General features: G+C 46.9%; 10 protein-coding genes and 1 riboswitch. Of the genes, 8 read left to right on the forward strand and 2 right to left on the reverse strand.

What is annotated here, in order from left to right; translation table 11 throughout:
• Positions 1-1,181 (forward strand): glycoside hydrolase family 3 N-terminal domain-containing protein (locus B4F99_RS08730; RefSeq protein ID WP_290756909.1); only part of this gene is annotated, 1,181 nt, incomplete at its 5' end.
• Positions 1,182-1,211: 30 nt separating this feature from the next.
• On the opposite strand, the gene B4F99_RS08735 is transcribed toward B4F99_RS08730, so the two are convergent.
• Together B4F99_RS08735 and tenA are read right to left on the reverse strand one after the other, a co-directional pair.
• Entirely contained in the window at positions 1,212-1,508 is a 297-nt protein-coding gene (locus tag B4F99_RS08735; protein ID WP_290756911.1) for a hypothetical protein, read from the reverse strand.
• A 51-nt stretch (positions 1,509-1,559) separates the two neighbouring features.
• On the reverse strand, positions 1,560-2,255 hold the full coding sequence (tenA, locus tag B4F99_RS08740; RefSeq protein ID WP_290756914.1) for a thiaminase II: 696 nt from the start codon (positions 2,253-2,255) through the stop codon (positions 1,560-1,562).
• A gap of 72 nt (positions 2,256-2,327) precedes the next feature.
• A riboswitch (TPP riboswitch) is annotated at positions 2,328-2,434 on the reverse strand.
• A 193-nt stretch (positions 2,435-2,627) separates the two neighbouring features.
• On the opposite strand from tenA, the gene B4F99_RS08745 reads away from it, so the two are divergent.
• The 7 genes from B4F99_RS08745 to B4F99_RS08775 all read left to right on the forward strand — a co-directional run.
• On the forward strand, positions 2,628-3,509 hold the full coding sequence (locus B4F99_RS08745) for a DUF1002 domain-containing protein (RefSeq protein WP_214855133.1): 882 nt from the start codon (positions 2,628-2,630) through the stop codon (positions 3,507-3,509).
• A gap of 274 nt (positions 3,510-3,783) precedes the next feature.
• Positions 3,784-5,583, forward strand: coding sequence for a ribosomal protection-like ABC-F family protein (gene abc-f, locus B4F99_RS08750; RefSeq protein ID WP_290756917.1), 1,800 nt, complete (start codon positions 3,784-3,786; stop codon positions 5,581-5,583).
• Positions 5,584-5,779: 196 nt separating this feature from the next.
• Complete coding sequence (locus B4F99_RS08755; RefSeq protein WP_064300273.1) at positions 5,780-7,243, forward strand: alanine/glycine:cation symporter family protein; 1,464 nt, start codon at positions 5,780-5,782, stop codon at positions 7,241-7,243.
• A gap of 137 nt (positions 7,244-7,380) precedes the next feature.
• Positions 7,381-8,274 (forward strand): diacylglycerol/lipid kinase family protein, encoded by an 894-nt coding sequence (locus B4F99_RS08760; RefSeq protein ID WP_035409044.1) that lies wholly within the window; start codon positions 7,381-7,383, stop codon positions 8,272-8,274.
• 245 nt (positions 8,275-8,519) lie between these two features.
• On the forward strand, positions 8,520-9,236 hold the full coding sequence (locus tag B4F99_RS08765; RefSeq protein ID WP_035409046.1) for a peptidoglycan DD-metalloendopeptidase family protein: 717 nt from the start codon (positions 8,520-8,522) through the stop codon (positions 9,234-9,236).
• Between the two features lie 116 nt (positions 9,237-9,352).
• Entirely contained in the window at positions 9,353-11,326 is a 1,974-nt protein-coding gene (locus B4F99_RS08770) for a penicillin-binding transpeptidase domain-containing protein (RefSeq protein WP_290756924.1), read from the forward strand.
• Between the two features lie 19 nt (positions 11,327-11,345).
• Positions 11,346-11,733 (forward strand): GNAT family N-acetyltransferase (locus tag B4F99_RS08775; RefSeq protein ID WP_290756927.1); only part of this gene is annotated, 388 nt, incomplete at its 3' end.

Consider the following 11,733-nt stretch of genomic DNA (forward strand, 5'->3'; position numbering starts at 1 on the left):
TGGAACAAGTCGAGCTCGTCCCGTTCAAGCGAGCCATCGCCGAAGACATCGATATGATCATGACAGGACACATCGGAATGCCGACAATCGAGTCTGAAGTCGTCACGTCAAAAAACGGCACTTTCCCTTTACCTGCGACATTGTCGGATGACGTCATCACGGGCGTACTGCGCGAAAAACTCGGCTACGATGGCATCGTCATCACGGATGCATTGAATATGCAGGCGATCGCCGACAATTTTACGGAATCAGAAGCCGTTCTGAAAACATTTGACGCCGGTGTCGACATCGCGCTCATGCCGACGATTCTTCGTTCCGAGCAGGATGTCATAAAACTCGACCAGATTTTTAAGGACGTGATTGCGGCAGTCAAAGACGGACGTCTGTCAGAGGAACGGATTGATCAATCGGTCGAGCGGATCCTGACGCTGAAGGCAGAACGCGGAATATGGAATGGCACGACGGATACGACATCCTTAGCTGATAAACTCGCGCAAGCGAACCAAATCGTCGGTAGTCCCGAACATAAAGCAAAAGAACGCGCGATGACGGAAGCCGCGGTCACACTCCTGAAAAATGATCAGCGGACGTTACCCTTCAAGCCGAAAAAGAATGCAAACGTTCTTGTGATCGCCCCTGCGACGGATCAAACGGACAGCATGAAAAAGACGATTGCTTCCCTGCCTAAGAACCGGAACTGGCACGTAACGACAGCGAATTACTCGGCTACTACGCTACCGCTCGACCAAAACCCGACACTACGGGCACAACTCGATGCAGCAGATTACATCATCGTTGGTTCAAACGTCAATACGAGTGCCAAACTACTGCCTACTGCACCAGAGCAAGCGATTCCAGCTTCAATCTTCCGGTATGCGAAACAAACAAATACACCATCCGTCTTGCTCAGTCTCCGTAATCCATACGATGTCGCCGTTCAACCGGACGCACCGGCACACGTCCTCGTCTATGGTTTTAAAGAGGATCCGAACGGACCGGACTCTGAAGCAGGCAATCTGAAATCAGCGGGACCGAACCTCCCTGCTGGTATTCGAGCAATTTTCGGAACGTTCAAACCGCAAGGCACCTTACCAGTTGATGTGCCGGTCTTTCAGAACGGTGTCTTTACCGATCAACTGCATCTCGAATTCGGTGATGGCTTTAAAAACTGGAAAAAATGAGAACATGATACACAAAAGACCGAGCCCCCTTTAAAGGATGCCTCGGTCTTTTAATGATTGATACGGATATTCCGCTTCTTCTTTCGCACGATGGTAGACGCGGTATAACCAATAGGTCAGTAATGCATAGACGACAATGACAAGAACAGCAGAAATGTAGCTCCCCATGCTATATGCTACCTTGAAGTTTCGAGTCGTAGCGGATATACCGGACAACACGATTAAAGTTGGAATGATATATCCAATAAATCTTACTTTGACTTTACCCAGCATTCGTTGCACGGCATACGCGGCGCTGATTGCGAGTACGATCACGATGATCTCCATTTCTACCCCTACTTCCGCTAAATGTTATACCTAATTCTACCATCTATCCGTTTAAGAAGATACCGTCCATGCTGGAATCGTCTCGTAAATCGACGTAAACGTTTCTTCCGTCCATCCCATATGCCAAAACAGCAACTCATAATAACAGCTCGTCACGAAATGCCGTTTCATCCGCTCTCGTTCAGCCGAGCTTGCTTGTTCCGCCAACGCATCAAGCCGTGCAATCTGTTCAAAGACGACCTTTTCGAACCATTCCGAACTATATGTGTCGATCCATTGCTGATAGATTTTTTCATCCGGTGTACACGTCAATAATTGTTGTCCAACTTCATAATACAACCAGTAACATGGCAAGATGGCAGCAATCGTCTCACCAAGCGTCCCTTCACTCGCATGATGCATGTGGGAGACGTAAGCATATGCTGTCGGTGCCGGTTCAAATGCTTCAAGATCTGCTTCTGTGATACCGAGCGGCTCAAAAAATGATTGATGTAAGCTCAACTCTGCCTCGTAAGTCGAAGTAGCATGCTCGGCAAGTGTCGCGATCGTCGCGAAGTCGTCTGCTTTTGACGCTGCCTTCGCTTGAATCTTCGCAAAGTGTTTTAAATAATAGGCATCCTGCATGACGTAATGCCGAAATTTCGAGAGCGGTAACGTCCCCTCCCCGATTCCTTGAACGAATGGGTGGGTAAAACTACTGTCCCAATACGCTTGTGCCGCTTGCTTGATTTCTTGTGTGAATGTCATGATCTCATCCTCCTCTTTTTTATGAAACGAAAAAACACCACCCCGAAACACACGGGCATGGCGCAAGAAGAACAAGACTTGACGCCACTTCCCTCCGTAAGTACGAACTTAATCAGGTTCAAAGGGTCCGAACGTCTTCGTTCGTCTCAGTCGGTCAACCGACTCCCCTAGTGGTCATTATTCGATTCAAATCCACTATAGCATGCTGAAAATGGAAGTCAAGTTGTCCTCTTTTCGCTATACTATGGAGTGTCAGAAGGCGGATATCGTCTCCATCTACAGACCGATTCCGAACTCCTTTCGTTCTCGTACACTAATTTTAGTACCTGATACTATAGTTCATTCTGTTACTTACAATTGGAGGAATTCATTATGCATACACCAACAAAAATCATGGCGTCAGCCGTTATCGCTTCTGCTTTATTACTTCCGACAGCCGCATCCGCTGAGCAAGTCGTTGATAAAACAATCGTCACTCTCGGGGAGTCGCTCGGCGCAAAGGATAAGGCTTGGGTGCTTTCCCGTCTCAATGCACCGGAAGGCATCACGCCGATCATCGCCACTTCTGCTGACGAAGAAAAATATCTCGGGAAAAACATTCCCCAGTCGCAAAAAGGTGGCAACATGTATTCATCCGCTAAAATCGAATTGACGGAAAAAGGTGACGGACTTTCCGTTGCGACGGAAAACATTACGTGGGTGACGAAGGATATGTACTTGAACGCTCTCGTCACGGCAGGTGTCAAAGATGCCGACATCACGATCACTTCTCCTTATAAAGTGACTGGAACATCAGCACTGACAGGAATCATGAAAGCCTATGATCAAACTTCGGCTGAGACCGGAATCAAGCTGAGTGACGAACGGAAAGATTTAGCACAGCAAGAATTATCGGTCACTTCAGACGTCGGGAAGACAGTCGGGACAGATAAAGTCGCTGATTTGATGAATGAGATCAAGGCCGAAATCGCGAATCAAAAACCGGAAACAAAAGTCGAGATCGAAAACCTGATCGTCCAAGTCATTCAAAACAACAACATCCAACTGTCTGATGCACAGATGGATCGGTTGACGAATCTATTCAATCAAATGGAGCAAGCGAACATCAACTGGGGGCAAATCGAGAGTGGACTAAAAAATGCTGGTCAAGACATCCATGCGTTTGCAACGTCCGAGGAGACAAAAGGATTCTTCGCTAAATTATTTGATGGTCTGAGTGACTTCTTCAGCTCGATTGCTGGTGTGTTCAAATAATTCAGACTTCCGCAATTAACAAGATAATGGTAAACTGATTGTATCTGAAACGAAAGGTGGTGTGAAATGATGGACTTTGCTGCGTGCAAACATTGGTTAATGGAACAATTGTATCTGTTGCGCGCGATTTTTCATGGAATGGCGTTCTAAGGCACCCGTCTGCCCTTTTTAGAACTTCATGATTGAAAAATACAGCAAAGCGCATCTTTCACACACTAGGGAGAGTGCTATTTGCGCTCTCCTTTTTTAATGCGCGCGAAAGGATCAACTCATTATGATGATTTGCGACATTCAACATCTGACAAAACAATTCGGAGGCGAAACGATCTTAACGGACGTTTCCCTCTTCTTAAACGAACACGATCGTGTCGGTCTGATTGGACGAAACGGGAGTGGTAAAACGACATTACTCCGCTTACTTGCTCGCCTTGACCAACCGGACGGTGGCGTCATCTATCAAAAGAACGGTTTGACGATTGGCTACTTGGAACAACTTCCCACTTATGCCGAAACGATGACCGGACTCGACGTCCTTTGGACGGCGTTTGAAGAGATCCTCGCAATCCGTTCTCGGATGCAACAGTTGGAGCTTTTGATGGCGACAGCGCCAGATGATCTGGATGCACTACTCGTTCGATATGCGGAAGCGACAAATGCATTCGAACAAAAAGATGGCTATCTACTCGACTCGAAGATCGAGCGCATGGTGAACGGATTACATTTACGTCCGTTACTCACTCGCCCTTTCCATCAGTTGAGCGGCGGTGAGCAAACTAAGATTTGCCTCGGTCGCATGTTGCTGATGGAACCACACCTCCTAATCCTTGATGAGCCGACGAACCATCTTGATTTAGCTGCCGTTGAATGGTTAGAACAATTCTTACGGGACTACACTGGAACTATCCTGCTCGTCTCTCACGACCGGGTCTTCTTAGACGCCGTCGTCACCTCGATCGTCGAGCTTGAAGATGGTGAACTGACCTCCTATCTAGGGAACTACAGTGCGTTCGTCGTCGAACGAGAACGTCGCTTGATGGAACAGTTCCACGCCTATCAGGAACAACAGAAAAAAATCAAGAAGATGAAGGAAGCGATTCGTCGACTACGGCAGTGGGCAAACGAAGCATCTCCACCGAGTGAGAAATTATTCCGTAAAGCAAAATCGATGGAGCGGGCACTCGAGCGAATCGAACGGATCAAACGACCGCAACTCGAAGCCAAAACCGCTGATGTCTCTTTTTCTTCTACCGATCATACGAGTCAAGTCGTCTTTCGCGCTGAAGAGCTCTCTTTCGCTTACGATTCCCGTCGCATTTTCGATGTTGTCTCGTTCGAAATCATGGCTCAAGATCGGGTCGCGATCGTCGGAACGAATGGGAGCGGGAAATCGACGTTGCTCGCACTGTTGCTTGATGAATTGTCACCAGACGCAGGCACGCTCACGCGTGGACCATCGAACCGGATCGGTTACTTGTCCCAGCATGCCCATTTCGAGGAGGATGCTCGCTTAATCGACTGGTTTAGAGACCGCATTGCCGTTCCAGAAGCGGAAGCCCGCCATATTCTTGCCCGGTTCCTGTTTTTTGGACCGACTGTCTTTCGGTCTATTTTGTCACTAAGCGGAGGAGAACGTGTTCGATTGCAGCTTGCCGTACTCGTTCATTCGTCGATCAACGTTTTGATTCTCGATGAGCCGACGAACCATCTCGATATTGAATCAAGAGAGACACTCGAAGAAGCACTCGAGAATTTTTCTGGTACATTGATTGCCGTCTCACACGACCGCTATTTCTTGAATCGGCTTTTTCCGCAGATCCTGTGGCTCGAAAATGGTCTGACGCGTTATCATGGTACGTATACGTATGCTCAACAGAAGCGTACTGAGTTCGCTACGTCTTCCTCACTCCACGTAACCCCTCAAAAACCAAAACGCTTGTCACAATACGAGTTAGAAGTGCAGATCGAGCGGCTTGAACAGAAATTAACAAAACGTGAAAAACCGACCGATACCGTTTCTAAAAGCATCCAACAGCAACTCGATGACCTATACGAACAGTTGCTACAGTATGGATGATTTAGCTTTACTTGCCTGTCACTCTCGATACCGAGAGTGGCAGTTTTTTCGTTCATTCACAAGATTTCAGCATACGGTTTTTTAGCTAACCTTATTAAGTTTTAAAATTTTATTTTATTTTGTTGTTGATTATTTTCAGAAAATTCGTATAATTTAGCGTATAGTTTTTATTATTCTTTGGGAGGAATACACCATCATGAACGCCATTCAGCAAGTCATTCAAGGAAGTGTCGATTACGCTAACAACATTTTATGGTCGTATGTATTAATCGCTGTATTGATCGGCGGCGGGATCTACTTCACCATCCGAACTGGCTTCATCCAATTCACTTACTTAAAAGAGATGTTCCGCGTCACGCTCGATAAAAGTGAACAAACAACAGACGATAAAGGAGAAAGCATCACTTCTCTCCAGTCATTCTTCATCGGTGCTGCGACACGGATCGGTACGGGTAACCTTGCCGGTGTCACGATTGCCGTCACACTCGGCGGACCAGGTGCCGTCTTCTGGATGTGGATGGTCGCTCTCTTAGGGGGCGCGACGGCTCTCATCGAAAGTACACTGGCTCAAGTCTATAAAGTACGCGATACGAAATCGAACGCATACCGTGGTGGTCCTGCCTACTACATCGAAAAAGGCTTGAAGAACCGAGCTCTCGGAATCGTCTTTGCAATCTTGATTGCTGTGACGTTCGGCCTTATCTTCAACTCCGTTCAATCAAACACGATTGCCGCTGCCTTTGACAATGCGTTCGGTATCAACACAGCTGTCGTCGGCGCAGCACTCGTCGTCTTGACGGGACTCGTCATCTTTGGTGGTGTCCACCGTGTCGCGAAGTTCTCTGCAATCATCGTTCCTATCATGGCAGGTCTCTACTTGATTGCTGCTCTTTATGTCGTCGTTACGAACCTGACGGAACTTCCTGGTGTGTTCGCAATGATTTTCAAAAGTGCCTTCGGAATCGAGCAAGCATTCGGTGGCTCGGTCGGTGCTGCAATCTCACTCGGTGTCAAACGCGGATTGTTCTCAAACGAAGCGGGAATGGGGTCTGCTCCAAACGCTGCGGCGGCGGCTGAAGTCTCTCACCCAGCAAAACAAGGTTTCTTACAAACACTTGGTGTATTCCTTGATACGTTGATCGTCTGTACAGCGACAGCAACGATTATTCTCCTCAGTGATAGTTATGCGGCTGGAAATGGCGAAGGAATCGGCATGTTGCAAAACGCGCTCTCCGAAGAATTTGGTGCAATTGCCCCACCATTCATCGCACTCAGCGTCTTCTTATTTGCTTTTAGTTCGATCGTTGGTAGTTACTACTACGGTGAGACGAACATCGAGTTCATCAAACAAAGTCCAGCAGCCGTCTTCGGTTTCCGGATTGCGACAATGGGCTTCGTCTTCATCGGATCTGTTCTCAGCCTCGGTATGGTATGGAGTTTTGCCGATCTCTTCATGGCAGGCATGACATTAATCAATATGACAGCGATCCTCCTCTTGAGCGGCATCGCTCTCAAAGTCATCAAAGATTATCAGGAACAACGGAAACAGGGACTCGATCCTGTCTTCTCAGCAAAAGCACTCGGGATTGAAAATACGGAGTGTTGGGACGTTGAAGAAGAAGCTCGTCCTGCTGCTGGTGAAGTGCCGCCATCACAATGATTTAACTCTGAGTTCAAACTTCAACACCGAGGAAGCCATGCGCCTACTCGGTGTTTTTATTTGTAAAAAAGAATTTGGATTATGTTTTCATCGGACAGGGAAAAAGTCAACAGATTGCCCCGAAGGAGGAATTCATCTTGTCTCAAGCTATGTTGATCATCAACCCGTCTTCTGGTAAAGAACTCGGAAAAAAACACGCGACGCTCGCTGAAGAGACGCTTGCTACTCGCTTTCAAACCGTCGACGTTCGATTCACGGAAAAAGAACACGATGCAACGGAATTCGCACGTCATGCCGCCCAGTCTAATTACGACGCCGTCATCGCCATGGGTGGTGATGGAACGGTCAATGAAGTCATTACTGGAATTGCCGAGCAACCACATCGTCCAACACTCGGGATCGTACCGCTTGGGACGGTCAATGATTTATCACGCGCGTTACACATCCCGACGGACCCCGAAGAGGCGATTCAGATATTAGCTGATGCCCCTGCCCGCCCGCTTGATATCGGTAAATATGATGATCATTACTTCATGAACGTCATTGCGGTTGGTCTGATTGCGGAAGCCGTCGAAGAAGTGAGCATCGAACAGAAAACGTCACTTGGATCGGTCGCTTATTTCATTGAAGGTCTGAAAGCCTTTAAGGATCATAGTCCTTATCCAATCGAAATCAACTCTGCCGAAAAACAATTTGATGGAGAAGCCCACTTGTTAATCATCGCCTTGACGAATTCCGTTGGTGGATTCGAATCGTTTGCGGAAGAAGCAAAAGTCGACGATGGATTACTGCATGGATTCATCATTACGAAGCTCGGATTCTTTGATGCGCTTCAAGCATTACCTAAACTCATCACGGGTGGGTTATCAAAGGCGGATCAAATCGAACACTTCACGACGACACGTGTCGAGATTCGTTCGAAAGAAGAGTTACCAATCAATGCCGATGGTGATACGGCAGGTCATGTTCCTGTGACTGTCGAGGTACTTCCTCAACATCTCACTGTATATTCACCATTCTCTGCTGACTAACGTTATACGAGTAAAAAAAGAAATCGACGATTTGTCGGTTTCTTTTTTTACTTTAAAATCCATTACAATATATGTTAACAAAGCGTAATTTTGAAACATATTTGAAATATTTTTGTGTTATTGACGATGCTATAATCATCTCAGGCGAAAAATCATTCTTTAAAATAAATAAATATGCATAAAATCTTACAATTTTGTAATGATCAGTTCTGGCGCTTCAGATTTTTAAGGAGGAAATACACTTAATGAAACGTTTGCTTACAACAATGACAATGACAGCTTTGGTAGTTTCAGGTTTTGCTACAACGAGTGCTTCGAAAGTTGAGGCCGCAACGACATATAAAGTAAAAGTCATGGCAGACGGACTACGCGTCCGGACAGGTCCATCAACGGCTTATAAAATCGTCGGTAGCGTCAATACAGGACAGACATTCAATTATCTCGGTGTTTCTGGTTCATGGACAAAAATTTCATACGGCGGCGCATCACGCTACGTTTCTTCTACATATGTTAAAAAGTACAGTACGACGACTTCAACAAAAGCAACGACTGGTTTTTCGCGTCCAGCAAGCGGTCCGATCACACAAGGATACGGTGCGGCAAGCGGTGTTTATGGTTACACGTTCCACAATGGTATTGATATCGGTGCTCCGACGGGTACACCCATCTATGCTTCAGCTGCTGGAAAGGTCATCACGTCTCGTTACTACGGTGCATACGGTAATCATGTCATGATGACGCATACGGTTAACGGCATCCAGTACACGACAGTTTACGCACATATGAACAGCCGTGCTGTTTCTGTTGGACAAACGATTGCTAAAGGAACAAAAATCGGGACAGTCGGCGCGACAGGAAATGCCTTTGGTGCTCACTTGCATTTTGAAATGCACCGCGGCTCTTACGTCTACAGTGGAACATCTGCAGCAAACAGCGTTAATCCACTCAATTACTTCAACTGAATCAGATTCGCCGGACTTCTCATCTTGAGAAGTCCGGTTTTTTGTTTCAGATGAAATCTTCTGACAGGAGTGGTACGGTATATGCATGGCTCTCATGCATATAGGAGGCGAATCATATGAAACGAACCATTCCCTTGATTCTATCGGCATCTTTCGGCGTGACTCTGCTTGCCGGTTGCCAAGATCAACCGACACCTGAAGAACGTCTTGATGCCTATATCAAACTTTGGGAGAAACAGGACTACGATAAAATGTATACGTACGCGAGTACAGCTACTAAAAAAGAATACGGTAAAAAAGAATTCATCGAGCGAACGAAACAATTGTCGAAATCACTTGATATTCAAAAGTTATCCGTCGAACGAAAGAAAGCGGAGGAAGCAACGGATGACGAAAAAGCGTCCCTTCCCGTGCGGATTTCCTTTGATACAGTTGCAGGAACCGTTGCCTACGATAAACAAGTTCCACTGACATTCGAGAAACAAGGTGAGACCGAAAACTGGTTCATCGACTGGGATACTTCTTTTGTCCTAAAGGATTTTAAAAAGGACGACAAAGTCCAGCTACAAACCGTTGAAGGCAAACGTGGTGATTTACTCGATTCGAATGAGAAACCGCTCGCAACCTCTGGAAAAGGATTTGCTGTCGGCGCGACAGCCGGACAATTAAAAGACGTCGAGAAAGTTGCCGAATTGCTCGACCGCTCGACCTCTTCAGTCGAAGATTCCTTAAAGGCAAGTTGGGTCAAAGATGGACAGTTCGTTCCGCTCAAAACGATGACCGACGAAGCAATGGTTGAAAAATTGCGTGACATTCCTGGAATCAGTGTCCAAGAAACGGAAGTCCGAACGTATCCACTTGGTAAAGCAGCCTCTCATTTGATTGGATATATCGGTTCAGCGACAGCAGACGAGATTAAACAATCAAAAAATCAAATCCAAGCTGGCGAGCAAGTCGGGAAACGTGGACTTGAACAAGTACTCGATGAGCGCTTACGTGGTAAAGCCGGTGCGACAATCACTTTACAGAAAAAAGACGGCTCAAACGTTACTGTTGCCGAAACGAAACCGACAGATGGCGAAGATATTGCGTTGACAATTGATGCCACTCTTCAAAAAAAGACTTATGAAACGATGCAGGATGATCCCGGAACAGCATCAGCGATTGATCCGCAGACCGGCGAGACCCGTGTCTTACTCAGCTCTCCTGGCTTTGATCCTTCTGAATTCATGTCAGGAATCTCACAGGCACGACTCGATGAACTGACGCAGGACCCGGACCAGCCATTATTGAACCGATTCACAAGTGCCTTCGCACCCGGTTCGACTCAAAAACCATTGACGGCTGCTGTCGGATTAAAGATCGGAACGCTCGACCCGGAAAAAGCCTACACAATCAATGGGCTGAAAAATAAGATCGATGGTTTTAACGTCACCCGCATTCATGAGACACCGGCCCCGGTCAATCTGCATAATGCGCTCGTCTATTCCGACAACATCTATTTCGCCCGTTCGACACTCGAACAAGTCGGAACGAAAGCATTTACGTCTGGTCTTGAAGCGCTCGGATACGGTGAAAAGCTACCGTTCACGTACCCCTTACGTGCCTCACAGATCTCAAACGACGGGACGATTTCTTCTGATGGACAGCTGATGGACACGTCTTACGGACAAGGTCAGATGTTGACGAACATTCTACACTTAGCATCGATGTATGAAATTTTCCTGACGGATGGAACAATCTATCGTCCGACACTCTTACAAGAGGAAAAAACGAAGCAAGTCTTTAAGAAGGATTTACTCGACGCAGACGACGCGAAGATGATCCGCGATGATTTGTATGATGTCGTTCATAACGGTTATACGCTTCCGGCTGATATCAAAGAAGTCGATGTTGCCGGTAAGACAGGTACGGCAGAATTGAAAAAGGCAGGCGAAACCGACGGCAAAGAGAATGGCTTCTTCGTTGGATACGACAACGACAAAAAAGATCTTCTCGTTGCCATCATGATCGAGTCAGTCGAAAAAGAAGATCGTGGCAGTCCGTACGTGTCGGGACTTGTCGCCGAAGTACTCAAACAAAATCGATGATCGGAGTGATCGCTTCTTGATGATCCGCACTAGCTGTACTTCAGACCTCCCTGCCCTGCTTACACTGACGGCAGAGACATTCGCGCATCACAAGCGGTTGTCGCCTCACTTTCACCCAGATGTAACGACACCATACACGCTAGAGTCTTTAAGTCAGATGATAGAAGCAGAACAACACCTCTGTCTGACAGTGCTCGATGGAGAAACACTCATTGGTTACTTGTTTGGCAAGTGGACGGCACCGGCACCCGACCGGTTTACGCCTGTCCGAATCTTGAACATCACTGACGTCGGTGTCGCCTTTTCCCATCGTTCATCAGGAATCGGTCGCCAGTTGATGCAGGTGGCAGAAGAACTCGCACTCGAACGAAAGGTCGATGCTGTTCGCTTAAACGTTTGGACGGTCA

This window comes from Exiguobacterium sp. UBA3491 (genome assembly GCF_002377745.1).
In the GTDB taxonomy this organism is placed as follows: domain Bacteria; phylum Bacillota; class Bacilli; order Exiguobacteriales; family Exiguobacteriaceae; genus Exiguobacterium_A.